Raw genomic sequence first — 17,768 nt, forward strand, 5'->3', positions numbered from 1 at the left:
TCACTCATGTATAAGCGCCAGCCTTACCGGCTGGCGCTTTGCTTTATATAAAGGAAAAATGATGTCAGAACTTACTCTCACCGAACCCGAAGTGTTAACCGACCACACCGGCATGATTTGCTCCACCAGCATTGAGCGTATTGTCAGCGGACGGAATGCCGCGCTGGCGCAGATTGAAGTGCTCATGCAACAACTTGACGATGTTTCGACGCTGACCCGCAGCATCGGCGGAAAAACCGCCGTGGACTGGGCTATGAAGCAGAATTTTCGCTGCGGCTGCTGGTTGATGGAAAAAAGAGAAACGGCAATAAAAGCCATTACCCGTAATCTCGATCGCGATATATGGCGGGATTTGATGCAACGCTCCGGAATGCTCAGCCTGATGGACGCAAAGGCCCGCGACGAGTGGTACCACAGCCTGGAGAAAGACGATATTCCCGCTGTCTGTGAAGAAAACATCCTTAGCACATTTAAACAATTGCACCAGAGCAAAGGCGAGGTGTTTGAGCGTGGTGTGATTAACGTGTTTAAGGGCCTGAGCTGGAATTACAAGAGTAATTGCCCGTATAAGTTTGGAAAGAAGATCATCGTGAACGGGCTGGTTAAATATGATCGGTGGGGGTATGGGCTTAACTGGGGCTGGCAGCGCGATCGGTTAGCTGACCTTGAGCGGATGCTGATGATACTTGACGGAAAACCTGTTCCTGACAACCGCGCTGATGTCACCCGTCGTCTCAGCGACCATATTCATGAAAACAGGCACAGCACCAGTTATGAGGATGAGATGTTTACTGTTAAGTACTTTCAGAAGGGAACAGCGCATATCACATTTAAGCGACCAGAATTGGTTGATAAGCTGAATGACATTATCGCCCGTCATTACCCTGGCACGCTGGCATCCAGACAGTAGTCAGGATGATTTACCTGTCTGGACGTAAGTGGAATTGCTTTATCAGCACAGGGTCTAAACAAACTCCTTGCCAGGCTTTTCTACTTAAGGTCAAAATAATACTGACGTACCTGGTGCTTTTCTTCTGGTGGTTTGTTACTGGATCCTTGTGACGCACCAGGTGCGTCGCCAGACAAAACACCACCATGAAGTGTCAACACACTATCCTCAGATGACCATTCCATTGTCGTCCCCGATTTGGGTTTTAAATTCGTATCTGACGGGAGCGAGGGTATAAATGAGGGTACAAAAATAACCACATTAAAAATAAATCAAATATATCAGCAAGTTAAAAAGAAACATCGATTCCGAGTCCGGCACCACTATTTTTGTTTTGGGACGTCACTATACGTCCGGGAACATAGAAAAATCAGTAGGTTGATGAAAATCTGGAACACCGAAAGGTGCTGCCAGATTTTTTTATATCCGTAGTTTCTGGTGGCTTAATTGAGGGCCTGCCGGTTCGATAAACTACGGAGCCCCCCACCATGTCTCTGACTGATGCCGCCATCCGCAACGCCAAATCGCTCGATAAACCTTACAAACTCATTTACCCTTTCGGCCTTTTTACTTTGGCTGCATCAGAGACAAGAATAACCCCCTTCGTTTCAACGCCCACAGCGGTTCGTATCCAGCGCGAAGCTTTCAATTCAGCGGCAAATTAATCAACCAGTTCCGCCGATGTGCTGGATATCCTCAACGGTATTGATAAGCGCTAAACCTAAGGCCCGGTCTTCGCAGCGCCACCGGGGAAGATCAATGCCGTTATGCCAGCGCCTGTTGCCAGTCGGCAATCAAATCGTCCGAGGCTTCAATTCCCACCGACAGCCTAATTAGCTGCGGCGTAATGCCGTTCGCCAGCCGTTGCTCCAGCGGGATTGAGGCGTGCGTCATGCTATAGGGTTGGCTCACCAGACTTTCCACACCGCCCAGACTCTCAGCCAGCGTAAATAGTTTCAGCTTGCTAATAACCTGCGCCGCGTAGTGGTCGTCGCCTTTCACTACCACTGAAATCATCCCGCCGGGCAGCGCCATCTGCTTACGCGCCAGCGCATGATGCGGGTGCGACGGCAGCCATGGGTACCACACTTTTTCCACCCGCGGCTGCTGCTCCAGCCACTGGGCCAGCGCCAGTGCGTTACTGCTGTGGCGCTCAAGGCGCAATGACAGCGTGCGGATCCCGCGCAGCGTCAGGAAACTGCTGAACGGATCGAGCACGCCGCCCACGGCGTTATGCAAATAGGCCAGTTTTTCCGCCAGCGCGGGGTTATCGCCCACCACCGCCAGCCCGGCCACTACGTCAGAGTGGCCGTTCAGATATTTGGTGGCGGAGTGCACTACGATATCGAAACCGAGCTCAATCGGGCGATGGATAACCGGCGAGGCAAAGGTGTTATCCGCCACGCTCAGGACCTTGTGCCGCTGCGCGATCGCCGCGATCGCCTCCAGATCCGCCAGCTTAAGCAGCGGGTTGGTCGGCGTCTCAACCCAGATCATACGCGTATCTGGATGAATGGCCGCTTCCAGCCCCGCCAGGTCGTCGGGCTTCACCCAGCTCACCCGTAGGCCAGTACTGCGCTTGCGAACATTTTCAATCAGGCGATACGTGCCGCCGTAAACATCATCCACCGCAACGATATGGCTGTCTTTATCAAGCAGCTCCAGCACCGTAGAGATGGCCGCCAGTCCGGAGGCAAAGGCGTAGCCGCGTGTGCCTCCTTCGAGTTCCGCAATCGCCGTTTCCAGCGCATGGCGGGTCGGATTTCCGCTGCGGGAATATTCATAGCCGGAATGCTGACCAGGGGCAGGCTGCGCAAAGGTGGATGTGGCGTAAATCGGTGGCATCACCGCGCCGTGCTGGTCGGTGAAGGTGCCGCTGTGCACGCTCAAAGTATTCAACGTTTTCATAAGTACTCCTTTATTGTTCCAGTCGGTTACGCCAGGTGGTCAGCACATCGCTGCGTGTAATCAGGCCAAGAAAGCGGTTGTTGTCCGTAATCACTGCCACCAGGCCCCGGTCAAAAATGGCTCTCAGGTCGCTTTCCGACGCGTGCTTGTCAAGGGTTTCCACGTTGCGGGTCATCGCCTCTTTCACCGGTGATGAAAAACGCGCGCTATCGCCCTGCACGTGGCTTATCAGGTCCCACTCATCGACGATGCCGACTACGTGGCCGTTTTCCAGCACCGGCAACTGCGAGAAGTCGTACAGCCGCATACGCGCCAGCACGGCGGCGAGGGTGTCATCCGGGGCTGCGGTGACGGTGGCCCCTTCGTCGTGGCGTAGGGCAATGAAATCGGTCAGATCGCCGCGCGTCGGGCGGCTTAATAATCCCTGCTGACGCATCCAGTCATCGTTGAACATTTTGGAGAGGTATTTGTTGCCGCTATCGCAGGCGAGCGTCACCACGCGTTTAGCGGTGGTCTGCGTCTGGCAGTAACGCAATGCGGCACTGAGCAGTGTCCCGGTGGACGAACCGGCCAGCACCCCTTCGGTTTGTAGCAAGGCGCGGGCGGTGGCAAACGCCTCGGCATCGCTCACGCGATAGGCCGTATGAACGCCGTCGATATGGGCCAGCGGCGGGATAAAATCCTCACCGATCCCTTCGACTAGCCAGGAGCCCGGCTCGCCGTACTGTCCGGTTTCAACCTGATCGGCAAGAATCGAACCGGCCGGGTCGGCAAGGATAAATTCGGTTTTCGGCGAGTGTTCGGCAAACCACGCCTGCAATCCCCCCAGCGTCCCGCCGGAACCGACACCGACCACAATCGCGTCGATATCGCCGTCAAGCTGGGCGTAAATTTCCGGCGCGGTGGTACTAAAGTGCGCCAGCGGATTGGCCTCGTTATTAAACTGGTCGATGTAAAACGCCCCCGGCGTCTCCTGCGCCAGGCGATGAGCATAATCCTGATAATAGGCCGGGTGACCTTTGTTGACGTCTGAGCGCGTTAGCACCACTTTTGCCCCCAGCGCCCGCAGGTGGAAAATCTTCTCCCGGCTCATTTTGTCCGGCACCACCAGAATCAAAGCGTAGCCTTTTTGCGCGGCAATCAGCGCCAGCCCAAGGCCGGTATTGCCCGCGGTCGCCTCTATGATGGTCCCGCCTGGCTGTAAATGGCCCAGCCGTTCGGCTTCGGTAATCATCGACAGCGCAACGCGGTCTTTGATGGAACCACCCGGGTTCTGGTTTTCCAGTTTTAAGAACAGGCTGCAGGGGCCGGTCTCCAGTTTATGCAGTTGGAGAAGCGGCGTCTGGCCGATAAGTTCACTAATCGAATGCAACACTGACATGGTTAATCACCCACAGATAAACGTGATGAGCGGATGATAGGTCTGTCAATTTGCCTGTTTAAAGAACGTTTATCCGGCAATTAGAACGAAAAGAAATATGAACTGCTATTTAGACATCAGGAGGGAAAGGCGCTTAGCCGTCCGGAAGTGTTGATTGCCGTAATTTGGCATTTTTGCTGTGTTTTTAGCCATTTTACCGGAAGTCTGTCTGTGGTTTATGCATCTCGCAGATAACCATTGCTGAATTAAGTCATTAGGCAAAACAGTGTGACGGGGCGCTACTTAGTGCCAGAAGTTATATCTAATGTCTATTTAGTTATTTGAATTATATTCATGACTGATTATTATCTTTTGGACTTCCATACTGCTAAACCGCCAAACGGATAAGTAATGCAATGATCATTCTCAGGAATATTTCTAAGATTTTCGACCAGGGAAAGGCGTCGATTACCGCCGTGGACAGCGTCAATCTGTCGGTTGAGCAGGGGCAAATTTACGGGATTATTGGCTACAGCGGCGCCGGGAAAAGTACGCTGATTCGTCTGCTGAACGGTCTGGAAAAACCGACCTCCGGCAGCGTTGTGATAAACGGTCAGGACATCTCGGCGGCAAAGGGCGAGCAACTGCGCCAGGCCCGGCTGAAAATCAGCATGGTCTTCCAGCACTTCAACCTGTTGTGGTCGCGTACGGTGGCAGAAAACATCGCCTTTTCCATGCAGATCGCCGGTGCGCCAAAAGCGAAAATCAAAACTCGCGTGGCGGAACTGATCGATCTGGTCGGGCTGAAAGGCCGCGAAGGGGCTTATCCGTCGCAGCTGAGCGGCGGGCAGAAACAGCGCGTGGGGATTGCCCGTGCGCTGGCGAATAACCCGGATGTGCTGCTGTGCGATGAAGCGACGTCTGCGTTGGATCCGCAAACAACCGATCAGATCCTCGATCTGCTGTTGGATATTAACCGTCGTTTCAAACTGACGATCGTGCTGATCACCCATGAAATGCATGTGGTACGCAAAATCTGTGACCGCGTGGCGGTAATGGAAAACGGCAGCGTGGTGGAAGAAGGCGATGTTATCAGCGTCTTCACGCACCCACAGCAGCCGATCACGCGCCAGTTTGTTCGCCAGATTGGTCAGTATCAGGAAGAGGAATTTAACCCTGATCTGAACGCAGATCTCGACGGCACCGTGATCAAACTGACCTTCACCAGGCATAACACGCATCAGCCGGTGGTGGGTGAAATGACGCTGCGCTACGGACTGCCGTTCAATATTTTGCATGGAAAAATGACGCAAACCGCCCACGGCGTGTTTGGTCAACTGTGGGTGCACGTCGTGGCCACAGAGGAACAAGTGAACAATATCCTCGCGGATTTACGCCATAGCGATATTGAAGGCGAGGTGATTAAACATGCTTGAGACATTATTTCCGCATCTGAAACTGGCCCAGTTATGGGCGGCAACGCAGGAGACGCTGTACATGACGGCGCTCTCCGGCGCGGCAACTTTTGTATTAGGGATCATTCTGGGGCTGGCGCTGTTTTTGACTGCCCGTGGCGGGTTATTTCAAAACCGCGCGCTCTATAGCGTGATTTCGATTGTGGTGAACGTGTTCCGCTCGATCCCGTTCATCATCCTGATTGTTCTGCTGATTCCGTTCACCAAAACAATTGTCGGCACCATCCTCGGGGCGAATGCCGCACTGCCGGCGCTGATTGTTGGGGCTGCGCCGTTTTATGCCCGCCTGGTGGAGATTGCTCTGCGTGAGGTGGACAAAGGGGTAATCGAGGCGACCCGCTCAATGGGCGCGCGTCTTAGTACACTGATTTTTCGGGTACTACTGCCTGAATCATCACCTGCACTGGTTTCCGGAATCACGGTGACGCTGATTGCTCTGGTGAGTTACAGCGCCATGGCCGGAGTTATCGGTGCGGGCGGCTTAGGAAATCTGGCTTATCTGGAAGGATTCCAGCGCAACCACGGCGACGTCACGCTGGTGGCGACAGCGACCATTTTGATCATTGTCTTCATCATCCAGTTCTTTGGCGACGCAATTACTTCTCTGTTAGATAAACGCTAATAAAATTAGGGAACCATATCATGAAAAAAACACTGACACTGATTGCCGCCATGACTTTAGGTGCGATGAGCTTTTCCTCCTGGGCTGACAAGCTGACCGTGGGCGCGTCCAACGTACCGCATGCTGAAATTCTGGAGCAGGCGAAACCGATTCTGGCAAAACAGGGGATCGATCTGGAGATCAAACCGTTTCAGGACTACATCCTGCCGAACACCGCACTGGCTGGCCGTGAAATCGACGCCAACTATTTCCAGCACATCCCGTACCTTAACAGCGTACTGAAAGACCACGCGGGCGACAAAACCTATGATTTCGTCAGCGCTGGCGCAATCCACATTGAGCCGATTGGTATTTACTCCAAAAAATACAAGTCGCTGAAAGACCTGCCGCAGGGTGGCAAAATCATTATGCGTGACGCGGTATCCGAAGAAGGCCGTATTCTCTCTATCTTTGAAAAAGAGGGAGTGATCAAGCTGAAACCGGGCGTGGATAAAGTTTCTGCACGTATCAGCGATATCGTTGAGAACCCGAAAAAGTTGCAGTTCCAGCCAAACGTAGAAGCAGCGCTGCTGCCGCAGATGTATAACAACGACGAAGGTGATGCGGTGGTGATCAATGCCAACTACGCCATCGACGCGGGTCTTGACCCAGTACACGATCCGATCGCAGTTGAGAGCGGTGAGAACAACCCGTACGCCAACATCATTACCGTACATCGTGGCGATGAGAAGAAAAAAGATATCGTCGCGCTGGTGAACGTACTGCACTCTAAAGAGATTCAGGACTGGATCCGCACTAAATATAAAGGTGCTGTTATTCCGGTAAACAACTGATTTTCTGCTGTCCTGGTGCGACGGGTTAGCCTGTCGCACTGCCCCACAGCAGCATGATATTCATCCCCGCAATAGGCCACCACAGAGGCGTAATTATCGGGCAGACCCGGCGTCGGCGCGTTGCGTCTCGGACGAGCTACGTCCAGATGAAGGACAGATAAGCGCAGCGCCATCCGGCAATGCCACAGCGCGAATCACCCAATCCTCACCCACCGCCACCCTACCGCCATCATCACCAGCACAATCGTCACTCCCACCGCCATATGCAGCAGAAAATCCAGCGGATGCACCTCCACCGGGTGGCAAAACGACAGCATCGTCAGCGCCATACAGGCGATTCCCACCCCTGACGTCGCCAGCGTGCGCAGCGGGTACAGCGCCCGGGTCCGGCGCAGGTAGCCCATCATAATGGCCATCATCGGCGTGCTCACCGCCATCATAAACGCGTAGCAGTTCACTTCGTCGGGATGGCTTTCCGGGGCGTGTGTCGTCCCGAGGCTGAAGATAACGCCGCCGAGCCAGAGCGCAATTAGCGGCACAAACCAGCGCCAGCCCAGCGGTTTACGCCCGGCGATGCTCAGCAGGAAGGCGTTGCGTATCGCTAGTATGCCCATCACAAAGGCCACGGTCAGTTGCAGTACTGCCAGCAACGCGCCGGCTTGCGTCCAGTCCGTCGCTACCCGGTGAAACACCAGGCTACTAAGCCAGCCGCACGGCAGCGCCATCAGCAGCCAGGCGGCGACCCGTCGGTTGCTGGCCCAGGGGCGGCGTATCGGCCCGGCGTCGCGGCTGAGCTTCGCAATAAAAAGATCATGATCGGTCATGGTTCGCTCCCATCCGGCGAAGGTTGGTTAGTGCTCTGTGTAATAGTGATTTCACCGCCGAAACGCTTAAATTATGGCGGGCGGCGGCCTCGGCGAGGCTCATCTCCTGCAGGTGGATATGCTCCACAATCTGCCGCTGGCGCGAGGGGAGCTGGTCGAGGATTAGCGCCAGCGTTGCTTCTCGTTCATCCTCTTCCGGGATGTGTTCAGCGGCGGGCTCAACGACCTCTTCCTCATCGGCTTCACGTAGCCAGTGGCGACCGCGTTTACGCAGCGCGTCAACGGTGCGGGCCTGAGTGATGGCCATCAGCCACGGTAAAAACGGACAGGCGGGATCGTAGGTGTGGCGCACCCGATGGACAGCCAGCAGCACGTCCTGGATAACATCGTCAACCAGCACGCTGTCGGCAATCTGCTTGCGGACCATCGCCCGAATCACCGGCACGATGGCCCGCAGCAGTTGGGTATAGGCATCGCGATCCCCCACCTGCGCGCTTGCCATCAGCGCAGGCCATGCTTCACGCGGCGCTAAACCGTTATCCATATTCCGCCATGCCCGTTACCTCATGCTTTTTTACCGGATGCCTGATTCAGGGCGTCGACCACAATCATCGGGGTCAGCACCTGCGGCAGCACTTTCGGCGCGCTGCCGTCCGCCGGGTAGACCACGTAGAGCGGCAAACCACCCTGCCCGAACGCGGTCATCGCGTCATCGATATCGGCGTTAAATTTAGTGGAATCCGCCACCATGTAGATCGTATTTGTGCTCGCCAGAGCCTGTTTCACCGCCGCCGTTGAGAGCGATGTGCGCTCGTTCACCTGGCAGGTAATGCACCAGGACGCGGTGAAGTCGACAAAGATAGCTTTGCCATGCCCGCGCATCTCCTCCACCGTCTGCGGCGACCACTTCACCTGCGTGATGTTCTCCACGCGCGCGAGTTCCGGCTGCGACGGCTGGACGTGCATCACGCCAGGCAGCGGGCTGACCGCGGCGATAAACAGCACCACCGTCACCGCCAGCAGCGCTTTGTAGGATTGGCCGATATAGCGTCGGCGCTGGGCCATACCGTACAGCCACGCGGCAAAGCTCACCACCACCGCACAAATCAGCATCGCTAACAGCGCGGTGGTCCCCGCCTGCTGGGTCAGCACCCACACCAGCCAGGCAAACGCTCCGAGCATCGGGAACGCCAGGCCGCGTTTGAGGATATCCATCCATGCGCCTGGTCGCGGCAGACGTTTGGCGATGGCCGGGAATAGCGAGACCAGCGTAAACGGTGCGGCAAAGCCTATCGCCAGCGACAGGAAAATCGATAGCGAGGCCACCGGAGGTTGAACCAGCGCGTAGCCCACCGCGCCCGCCATAAAGGGTGCCGAGCAGGGTGTTGCCACCACAATCGCCAGCGCGCCGGTTAACGCCGAGCGCACAAAAGCCCCGCTTCCTACCGAAATCTCCCCGGCGCGTTGCAGCGATAAACCCACTTCAAACACGCCGAGCAGATTCAGCGCCGCGCCCAGAATGATTAACGCCAGCACGGCAATGACCATCGGCGACTGAAGCTGGAACCCCCAGCCGACGGCGGTGCCGCCAGCACGCAGCGCCAGCAGTATGCCAGCCAGCACCAGCATGGTAAAAATCACGCCGAGCAAAAAGCCCAACCCTTCGGTGCGCGCACTTTTGGCATCGCCCTCATGGCGCAGAATGCCCAGCGCCTTCAGCGAGATGACCGGGAACACGCAGGGCATCAGGTTGAGGATAATGCCGCCCACAAAGGCGGCCAGAATGGCAGTTAACATAGCGAACCCCGGCGGCTAAATTACGAGTGCGATTGCGCGTATTGCTTCACGGCATCCATCGCTTTCTGGATGTGCTCATCAGGGTTACGGTCGGTGTAGCTCATCAGAATTTTGCCGTCCGGTGCAATCACAAACGAGGTGCGGTCCGACAGCGTTTTGCCATTCATCTGCATCAGCGTCTGGTACTGCGCCGCCACTTTCGCGCCCGGGTCTGCCGCCACGGCAAATTTATCCCGGCACTCCAGTTTTGAGAACTCATCCACCTGGTCAACGTTACCGGCAGTCACGCCCACCACGGTTGCGCCGAGCTTTTTGAAATCATCGGTGGCTTCGGCAAAAGCGTGCGCCTCAAGGGTGCAGCCTTTGGTGAACGCGGCTGGGAAGAAATAGAGCACCACTGGCCCTTTCTGCAATGCCTGTTGCAGGGAGAAGGTCAGCGGTTTGCCGCCGAGCGCGCCTTGCAGGCTGAAGTCTGGTGCTTTTGCGCCGGGTTCAAGGGCAGCGTTCGCATTCACGGCGAACAGAGAAAGGCTGAGTACGGCGGCGGCTGACAAGGTTTTCAAACGATTCATGGTCGACTCCATCAGGGGGATAAAGGTGCTCTGTACATAATAGTTCGCACGCTAAGGCCTGAAGGTTTCGGTCAATAGAAAAAAATATCAGTGCCAATTGAAAAAATCAGTTTACAGCCAATAAAGGCGGAGGTTGTTATATGAAGCGAAGATGCTGAGAGAAGGCGTTGCAGAATGAGTAAAAATGTTTAATGAACCGCTTACCTACGAGGATTCTTGTACACTATCCGCTGACAATGTTTAGAGAATAAAATGGCCCATATAATAACTGAGCCATATTCTTATTTGTAAGAACACATCTATAGATGTTTAATAAATAACATCATGGATATGTAATTATAGCATTCACATTACCATCAAATAGTTTACATTGATCCTTAAACGTCCAGTACTTAACGTTCTCTACCTCGTTTGAGAGTACTGGCTTGCATCCGTTACTATCAATAGGCATATTTCCTATTTGTTTAACCACATTACCGTCATTAATCAATAGAACACTATTACCACTTTTAAAAAACGAAAGAGTATCACCTTCTCTATGCAATGTTCTTTCCAGTATTATCTCTGGGTGTGGGTTATAAAGATTCGGGTAATTCTCAAGCACAAATGTACTTACAGGTGACAAATATGTATAGTCTTTCGCATACCACAAATTATTAGCCTGCATATATGCAACAATTGTCTGAGAAGCCAATACAAATACAGAAATTGAATTTACTAACCATTTCCTATCAAACGAATAAATTAATTCAGATATTGCGAAAATAATAAAAACAGAGTTCCAGTATGTATATCTAAGTATTCCAAACGTTCCTGGATTCCAGTTTGTCGTCTGTGTGCTGGGTATTGCAGAAACAATACTTAAAAAAATCAAAAACAAAGATAAAACAATTCTACCAACATTCTTTTCTTTTTTAAACAAAGAAAAACAAAATAAAGGAAGACATATAAAGAAAGCAGGAATGAGTAAAACCATACCTTGATTAAGATCAAGGTAAAACCCAATAACCCTCTCTATTGAAATTAAATTATAATCTGCACTCCCCTTTGACAATATAAGGTTTGGAGCATTGAAATTATATAGATAAAATATAGATGGAGCTAATATCAGTAAAGCACAAACTATTGCAAATGGTATATCTCGATATATCGAACGAGCAAGCACTTTAATTTTACTATCATTATCATCCTTAGCCATTGTTAACAAGCCAAAGATATATACAGCCAATGAAGAAAAAGCTATCGGTGGATTTTGCATTGAGCAAACAGCGAGAATAAGAGCAGATTTTTTATACTTCCTATTCTTTAAGAGCACCAGTGATATAACAATTAAACTTAGAGTAACTGATTCTGGATGATTCCATTTTAAGTATTGAATCGTTGCTATTGTTATTAGCCCAGAAAGAACTACTGCTTTATATATTAACCCCTCACTTAATTTAAATATTAAAAAATACATAGCCAATAAGAAAAATATCATATTTGTAAATACAAATGATACTGTTGGACTAGATTTTATAAAACTAAAAACTACATATGAAGGTAAATTAAGTAAAGAATAGCCAAAAAAATGCCAAGGAAAATACTCATTCTTCGTCGATTTAAAAAAAGGCACAGACTCTTCGCTAAGACAGCCAGGGTCTTTTAGGCAATTAAGCGTCTGGTCATTAAAATCATCGGACTTAGCTTTAAATTTTGATATCACATCGTTAACATCTTCAACTCTCAATGCTGGTGAACCGTGATTCATCAGACTTTGTGACATCAGTATATACTCATGGCCATCGCCTGTTATGGGAAAATCTCTCCCCTTCAAATAGAAAAATAGCGCCACAATAATCACAGTTAATACTATCGCCAATTTTTTTCTTAATTTCATTTTTAATTTAAACATTTATGATGATAATCCCACACAATATAACAACGATTCCAACTATTAGCTTTGCACTAATTTGCTCACCAAATAAAAATCCGAAAAACAATAACTGAAGTACAGCAAACGCTACCATTAAAGGATATGCTTTTGAAACAAGAGAATGTTTTAATGCCATAGAATAAAAGACAAACCCAATACCATAAAAAAACAATGCAGGTGTTTTAGAAATAATACTGTCACCTAAATTATTTAGTATATAGATCCTATCCTGGTATTTTATGACCACACTTGCCAACGCACTAAATGTCGCGCTAATGAAAAGAAATATGACGCTTAAAAACTCCACATGGAACTCCAATTGATGTATTTAAAGCCTAGGATAATCATCACCATTGCAATGGTTATGGAAGTATAGATTGAAGTTCTTCGTATGTGTCGATTATTATCACACCGCCACCAATAGAGAACAATGATAAAATTTTGGTCACCGGGGTTTTCCGCGCTTGTAATTAGTGTGAAAATCGTAGGATTGATTACCATTTGAGATGAGACAAAATTTTAATGAGATCACAAAGAAAAAATAATAACGAAGCCCTTGCAAAATTTCTATCACAAAGTTGGGGGTTGTGCAAGCTGATGCGGCCAAAGCAGTGGGTTAAGAACGGATTTGTTCTAGCTCCACTGATGTTCTCCGGGGAGTTTATGGACCTCGAAGCAGTGAGTCGCGCTATGTTTGCTATGTTTTTGTTCTGTGTCGCTTCATCAGCCGTCTACATAATCAACGATATACACGATATTGAGAATGACCGCCGGCATCCAAGAAAATCAAAGACTCGCCCTCTGGCAGCAGGCATCATTTCTATACCAGCGGCCCTTACACTACTTGCGGTTCTTTATACTGTACTTGTACTAAGTTGGTTTATCGCACCAAAAGTTATGCTGGTCATCATAGCCTATTCGGTTTTGAACCTAGCCTATACTTTTAAACTTAAATATCTGCCCGTGATAGACATATTCGTTATTGCCATTGGTTTCGTTTTACGCGTCTATGCTGGGGCCATGGCAGTAGGGGCACCGTGACCTGCCCCCACGATTAGATACAACACTCAGTTAGTAACGTCGGAATCTTCATTCCCAGAATGACCCTTTCTCCAGCCCGCTGCAAATTCAGACGGTGTCTGATAATTCAGCGTGGAGTGCGGGCGGCATTCGTTATAATCCTGCCGCCAGTCATTAATAATTTTCCTGGCATGAACGATATCGCTGAACCAGTGCTCATTCAAACATTCATCGCGAAATCGTCCGTTAAAGCTCTCAATAAATCCGTTCTGCGTTGGCTTGCCCGGCTGGATTAAGCGCAACTCAACACCATGCTCAAAGGCCCATTGATCCAGTGCACGGCAAGTGAACTCCGGCCCCTGGTCAGTTCTTATCGTCGCCGGATAGCCTCGAAACAGTGCAATGCTGTCCAGAATACGCGTGACCTGAACGCCTGAAATCCCAAAGGCAACAGTGACCGTCAGGCATTCCTTTGTGAAATCATCGACGCAGGTAAGACACTTGATCCTGCGACCGGTGGAAAGTGCGTCCATGACGAAATCCATCGACCAGGTCAGATTGGGCGCCGCCGGACGGAGCAGCGGCAGACGTTCTGTTGCCAGCCCTTTACGACGTCTTCTGCGTTTTACGCCCAGGCCACTGAGGTGATAAAGCCGGTACACGCGCTTATGATTAACATGAAGCCCTTCACGGCGCAGCAACTGCCAAATACGACGGTAGCCAAAACGCCTGCGCTCCAGTGCCAGCTCAGTGATGCGCCCTGATAAATGCGCATCAGCAGCCGGACGGTGAGCCTCATAGCGGCAGGTCGACAGGGATAAACCTGTAAGCCTGCAGGCACGACGTTGCGACAGACCGGTCGCATCACACATCAACATCACGGCTTCCCGCTTCTGGTCTGTCGTCAGTACTTTCGCCCAAGAGCCACCTGAAGCGCCTCTTTATCCAGCATGGCTTCGGCAAGCAGCTTCTTGAGTCTGGTGTTCTCTTCCTCAAGCGACTTCAGGCGCTTAACTTCAGGCACCTCCATACCGCCATACTTCTTACGCCAGGTGTAAAACGTGGCATCGGAAATGGCATGCTTGCGGCAGAGTTCACGGGCGGGTACCCCAGCTTCGGCTTCGCGGAGAATACTGATGATCTGTTCGTCGGAAAAACGCTTCTTCATGGGGATGTCCTCATGTGGCTTATGAAGACATTACTAACATCGGGGTGTACTAATCAACGGGGAGCAGGTCAACCGGTTTCATCATGGATGTTTATCACAACCCTATGTTTAGCTTTATATTTAGCATCTGTTAAACGCCAGCAAGAACTAAAACAAAGCGGTAGTGAGGGGCGAAAGACGCTTGAAAAGTATACAGTTGCGTTGGTGGATCGCTATGCTGAAATGTCCGCAACAGGGGCATTGTTGTTCTACAGCATGTTTGTTATGTCTGCCAGACCTGAGCTAGTCATCACCATTCCATTGGTGCTTTTTGGATTATTTCGTTATTGGTTTGTTGTAGAGGCTCTTGAGGGTGGTGAATCGCCCACTGATGCGCTATTCGCGGACTGGCCATTGTTACTTACAGTGATATTGTGGGTTAGTGCTTGTATTTGGTCATTGTGGCCGGGGCAGGGGTAATTATGGACTTCTCTTATTTATTGACTCCGTTTCTGGCTTGGCTTGTTGCGGGTATCTCCAAGTTTATTATCAACAGCGTAAAAGCCGGTAAACCTGCTTTTTCTCTTATCGGTTACGGTGGACTGCCTAGTAACCACAGTGCGATTGTTAGCAGCATGACCATGCTTATTGCCTTGAAGGAAGGTATCGGAAATCCCGCTTTTGGTGTTGCGCTCACACTCGCTTTTATCGTTATGCTTGACGCTAGCAGTCTCCGTCGGCAGGTAGGAAAACATGCTGAAGCGATCAATAAGTTGTTTGCTGATCAATCCGAGAACAAAATACTACGCGAACGTATGGGTCACACCCGAATTGAAATTTTAGCCGGTATCATCGTTGGCATTGTGGTTGCTGCCATAGTAAATGCGGCTTTTCTAGCATTTTAGTCACGTAGGCCGAATAAGCTTGCCTTATCCGACCTATAGAATTATGCCACGCTGCCGAATACCAGCCGCCCCTTATGGAACGTCGCAGCGCGCGGAGAAATTCGCGCCACGGCTTCTGCCGAGCACGAGGCGTCCACCAGCACAAAGCTGGCGTCATCCTGCGCCTTCGGCCACACGCGCTCGCCCTGGTCGTTCAGCGGCAGCACGTCGCCGGTGGCGAGGAACAGCGAGCGGGAAAGATTCTGCTCGTTCGGGCGGATATAGAGCTGGGCGTAGAGGTTGGCTTTTTCGAACATATCGCCAAGGCCGTACGGCGACCAGTGGTCAATCACGCTGTCGGTGCCGGTCATCAGCGTCACGCCTTTGTCACGCAGCTGTTTCAGCGGCATATGCAGCGTGCCGATGGGGACCGTTGAAGCGATGGAAATCTGCTGCGCGGCCATACGGGTGGCAATCTCATCCACCTGCCCTTCGTTCATTGTTGCCAGCGCGAAGGCGTGGCTGATGGTCAGTTTGCCCTTCAGCGCCGGCGTTTTCTCCACGGTTTCCACCATATATTTCACCGCCGCCACGCCCGCCGGGCTGGTTTCATGCAGGTGAATATCCACCCCTTTGTGGTAGTCGATGGCAATCTGGAACATGGTGTCGAGGGACTTCTCCATCGCACCGTCGACGTTGGTCGGGTCCAGCCCGCCGACGTAGTGCGCCCCGGCCTGCATCGCTTCGCGCATCAGCGGTTCAGATTTCGATAACAGCAGCCCATGCTGCGGGAAGGCGACGATTTCACAGTCGAAACCGGCTTTGCGCCGCGCCAGCACCGCCTGTAAATTTTCGAGGTTTTTCAGCCCGGAGACCGGCTCGATATTGCAGTGGCTGCGGGCGATGGTGGTGCCTTTTGATTGCAGCAGGTCAATCAGCTTTTCGGCGCGCTCCTGCGTGTAGGGTTGGAGTTCAGGCAGCAGCTTTTGCTCAAGCTTGATCATATCCTGAATCGTGGTGCCTGCCGGGCGGTTGAGCGAGCGCCACGGGCCGCCGTAGAAGGTTTTGTCGAGGTGGATATGCATGTCGCGGGTGGTCGGCAACATCAGCTTGCCGCCCGCGTCATAGTGCGGCAGCGCGGCGTCCGGGTGGCTGTTGTTATCGCGCAGGGCCACGATTTTGCCGTCCTGAATTTCCACGGTCTGTTGCGCAGTGCGGGTGTGCACGACGACGGCCCCCTCGTACTCAAAACCCGTTTCAAGCAACACGTTATCAAGATAGTAGTGGCTGTCGGTAATGTTCATGGTTCCCTTCGTCTCGCAGACGGCAGCGCCGGAAGTCGCCGCATAGGCCATCGGCGCGGTCGCGCCAAACAGCGCGGCGGCGGTGACCATTTTGCCGCTGTTGCTTAAAAACTCACGGCGACTGTTATTCTCTTTCATCGTCGTTCCTTATCAATGGACAATATGAGTGCCCGTTTCGCCGCGCAGGGCGGCAGGCAGACATTCCGGCGTGGTGATAATCACTCGTTTACCGCCGTGTTGTAAAAATTGCAGGCTAGCGACAATCTTCGGCAGCATGCTGCCCGCCGGGAAGTGGCCTTCGTGCATGTAGCGGGTCATGGTGGCGATATCCACCTGCCCCAGCGTCTGCTGTTCCGGTTTGCCAAAGTGAATGCAGACCTTCTCCACCCCGGTGGTGATCACCAGAATATCAGCGGCGATCTCGCGCGCCAGCAACGCGGTGGAGAGATCTTTGTCGATCACCGCATCGACGCTGTGATAATCGCCCTCTTCCCCCAGCACCACCGGAATGCCGCCGCCGCCCGCGCCGATCACCAGGAAGCCTTTCTGCGCCAGCGCCTGAATGGCTTCAGACTCGACGATGCGTTTCGGCTCCGGCGAGGCCACCACGCGGCGATAGCCGCGCCCGGAATCTTCGACGAAGCGCCAGGTCGGGTTGGCTTTTAGCAGTTCGTCGCGCTGCTCGGCGCTGAAGAACGCGCCGATGGGTTTGGTCGGGTTGACGAAGCCGGGGTCGTTTTTATCGACCTCCACCTGAGTCACCACCGTCACCGCTTTTTGTTCGCCACGTTTTGCCAGCCGGTTATTCAGCGCCTGCTGAATAAGGTAGCCGATACCGCCCTGGGTGTCGGCGACGCAGTTGGCGAGCGGAGTGAGCGGCAGCCCTTCGCGCTCATGGGCAATCTCCGCACGACGCAGATCCAGCCCCACCTGCGGGCCATTGCCGTGGGTCAGTACGATGTTGTAATCCGATGCCAGCATCTCCAGCACCGTGTCCGCGACCGCTTTCACCGCCTCTGCCTGATGTTCAATCGACTGGCTGGCGTTGTCTTTGATTATGCTGTTGCCGCCAATGGCAACGACCACAAGTTCTTTCATCGTGTAGGTTCCAGTGCAGAAGGTGATGTGATTATTGTTGTTGGGGTAGCCGTTGTAGCC

General features: G+C 52.2%; 19 protein-coding genes. 8 read left to right on the forward strand and 11 right to left on the reverse strand.

All coding sequences use genetic code 11. The features are described from left to right. Positions 1-61 precede the first annotated feature (61 nt). Together MY052_RS22035 and MY052_RS22040 are read left to right on the forward strand one after the other, a co-directional pair. The gene (locus MY052_RS22035) at positions 62-910 is read left to right on the forward strand and encodes a DUF4942 domain-containing protein (protein ID WP_088732394.1); all 849 of its coding nucleotides are present in this window, start codon (positions 62-64) and stop codon (positions 908-910) included. A gap of 527 nt (positions 911-1,437) precedes the next feature. Continuing rightward, entirely contained in the window at positions 1,438-1,614 is a 177-nt protein-coding gene (locus MY052_RS22040; RefSeq protein ID WP_202216712.1) for a hypothetical protein, read from the forward strand. A 100-nt stretch (positions 1,615-1,714) separates the two neighbouring features. Here the strand turns inward: MY052_RS22040 and MY052_RS22045 are convergent, their stop codons facing one another. Together MY052_RS22045 and MY052_RS22050 are read right to left on the reverse strand one after the other, a co-directional pair. Further along, positions 1,715-2,857: a trans-sulfuration enzyme family protein gene (locus MY052_RS22045; RefSeq protein WP_202216713.1), complete on the reverse strand. Its 1,143-nt coding sequence runs from the start codon at positions 2,855-2,857 to the stop codon at positions 1,715-1,717. 10 nt (positions 2,858-2,867) lie between these two features. Further along, positions 2,868-4,238 carry a pyridoxal-phosphate dependent enzyme gene (locus MY052_RS22050; RefSeq protein WP_202216714.1) on the reverse strand — a complete coding sequence of 457 codons (1,371 nt, stop codon included), beginning with the start codon at positions 4,236-4,238 and terminating at the stop codon, positions 2,868-2,870. Between the two features lie 395 nt (positions 4,239-4,633). On the opposite strand from MY052_RS22050, the gene MY052_RS22055 reads away from it, so the two are divergent. The 3 genes from MY052_RS22055 to MY052_RS22065 are packed head-to-tail and all read left to right on the forward strand — an operon-like array spanning position 4,634 to position 7,147. After that, positions 4,634-5,653, forward strand: coding sequence for a methionine ABC transporter ATP-binding protein (locus MY052_RS22055; RefSeq protein WP_248537861.1), 1,020 nt, complete (start codon positions 4,634-4,636; stop codon positions 5,651-5,653). Beyond that, entirely contained in the window at positions 5,646-6,314 is a 669-nt protein-coding gene (locus tag MY052_RS22060) for a methionine ABC transporter permease (RefSeq protein WP_123651164.1), read from the forward strand. The genes MY052_RS22055 and MY052_RS22060 overlap by 8 nt, the downstream gene beginning before the upstream one ends. Before the next feature lie 20 nt (positions 6,315-6,334). Beyond that, the gene (locus MY052_RS22065; protein WP_039077131.1) at positions 6,335-7,147 is read left to right on the forward strand and encodes a MetQ/NlpA family ABC transporter substrate-binding protein; all 813 of its coding nucleotides are present in this window, start codon (positions 6,335-6,337) and stop codon (positions 7,145-7,147) included. A 194-nt stretch (positions 7,148-7,341) separates the two neighbouring features. Here the strand turns inward: MY052_RS22065 and MY052_RS22070 are convergent, their stop codons facing one another. The 6 genes from MY052_RS22070 to MY052_RS22095 all read right to left on the reverse strand — a co-directional run bounded on the left by MY052_RS22070 (position 7,342) and on the right by MY052_RS22095 (position 12,562). Then, on the reverse strand, positions 7,342-7,971 hold the full coding sequence (locus MY052_RS22070) for a DUF1109 domain-containing protein (protein WP_248537862.1): 630 nt from the start codon (positions 7,969-7,971) through the stop codon (positions 7,342-7,344). Further along, positions 7,958-8,515, reverse strand: a complete 558-nt coding sequence (locus MY052_RS22075) for a sigma-70 family RNA polymerase sigma factor (RefSeq protein ID WP_202216716.1) — start codon at positions 8,513-8,515, stop codon at positions 7,958-7,960. The genes MY052_RS22070 and MY052_RS22075 overlap by 14 nt, the downstream gene beginning before the upstream one ends. A 20-nt stretch (positions 8,516-8,535) precedes the next feature. Continuing rightward, a complete protein-coding gene (locus MY052_RS22080; RefSeq protein WP_202216717.1) occupies positions 8,536-9,768 on the reverse strand; it encodes a protein-disulfide reductase DsbD family protein in 1,233 nt (410 codons plus the stop codon). A 20-nt stretch (positions 9,769-9,788) separates the two neighbouring features. Beyond that, a complete protein-coding gene (locus tag MY052_RS22085) occupies positions 9,789-10,340 on the reverse strand; it encodes a peroxiredoxin (RefSeq protein WP_227675119.1) in 552 nt (183 codons plus the stop codon). Positions 10,341-10,662: 322 nt separating this feature from the next. Beyond that, positions 10,663-12,234 (reverse strand): hypothetical protein, encoded by a 1,572-nt coding sequence (locus MY052_RS22090; RefSeq protein WP_248537863.1) that lies wholly within the window; start codon positions 12,232-12,234, stop codon positions 10,663-10,665. After that, positions 12,227-12,562 carry a DMT family transporter gene (locus MY052_RS22095; RefSeq protein WP_248537864.1) on the reverse strand — a complete coding sequence of 112 codons (336 nt, stop codon included), beginning with the start codon at positions 12,560-12,562 and terminating at the stop codon, positions 12,227-12,229. Before MY052_RS22095 ends, MY052_RS22090 begins: the two co-directional genes overlap by 8 nt. 215 nt (positions 12,563-12,777) lie before the next feature. On the opposite strand from MY052_RS22095, the gene MY052_RS22100 reads away from it, so the two are divergent. Beyond that, the gene (locus MY052_RS22100; RefSeq protein WP_248537865.1) at positions 12,778-13,296 is read left to right on the forward strand and encodes a UbiA family prenyltransferase; all 519 of its coding nucleotides are present in this window, start codon (positions 12,778-12,780) and stop codon (positions 13,294-13,296) included. Between the two features lie 26 nt (positions 13,297-13,322). Here the strand turns inward: MY052_RS22100 and MY052_RS22105 are convergent. After that, a protein-coding gene (locus MY052_RS22105; RefSeq protein ID WP_248537866.1) for an IS3-like element ISSen4 family transposase occupies positions 13,323-14,443 on the reverse strand; the annotation gives its coding sequence in 2 pieces (ribosomal slippage) (positions 13,323-14,185 and positions 14,185-14,443; 1,122 coding nt in all). A gap of 21 nt (positions 14,444-14,464) precedes the next feature. Between MY052_RS22105 and MY052_RS22110 the strand changes: the two genes are divergently transcribed. Continuing rightward, complete coding sequence (locus MY052_RS22110; RefSeq protein WP_248537867.1) at positions 14,465-14,902, forward strand: UbiA prenyltransferase family protein; 438 nt, start codon at positions 14,465-14,467, stop codon at positions 14,900-14,902. A 2-nt stretch (positions 14,903-14,904) separates the two neighbouring features. After that, positions 14,905-15,327: a divergent PAP2 family protein gene (locus MY052_RS22115; RefSeq protein WP_202216721.1), complete on the forward strand. Its 423-nt coding sequence runs from the start codon at positions 14,905-14,907 to the stop codon at positions 15,325-15,327. Positions 15,328-15,368: 41 nt separating this feature from the next. Here the strand turns inward: MY052_RS22115 and MY052_RS22120 are convergent, their stop codons facing one another. Both MY052_RS22120 and MY052_RS22125 read right to left on the reverse strand, forming a co-directional pair. After that, positions 15,369-16,748 (reverse strand): amidohydrolase family protein, encoded by a 1,380-nt coding sequence (locus tag MY052_RS22120; protein ID WP_248537868.1) that lies wholly within the window; start codon positions 16,746-16,748, stop codon positions 15,369-15,371. Positions 16,749-16,760: 12 nt separating this feature from the next. Continuing rightward, positions 16,761-17,708: a carbamate kinase family protein gene (locus tag MY052_RS22125; protein ID WP_248537869.1), complete on the reverse strand. Its 948-nt coding sequence runs from the start codon at positions 17,706-17,708 to the stop codon at positions 16,761-16,763. Positions 17,709-17,768 lie beyond the last annotated feature (60 nt).

This window comes from Kluyvera ascorbata, from assembly GCF_023195735.1.
Classification (GTDB): domain Bacteria; phylum Pseudomonadota; class Gammaproteobacteria; order Enterobacterales; family Enterobacteriaceae; genus Kluyvera; species Kluyvera ascorbata.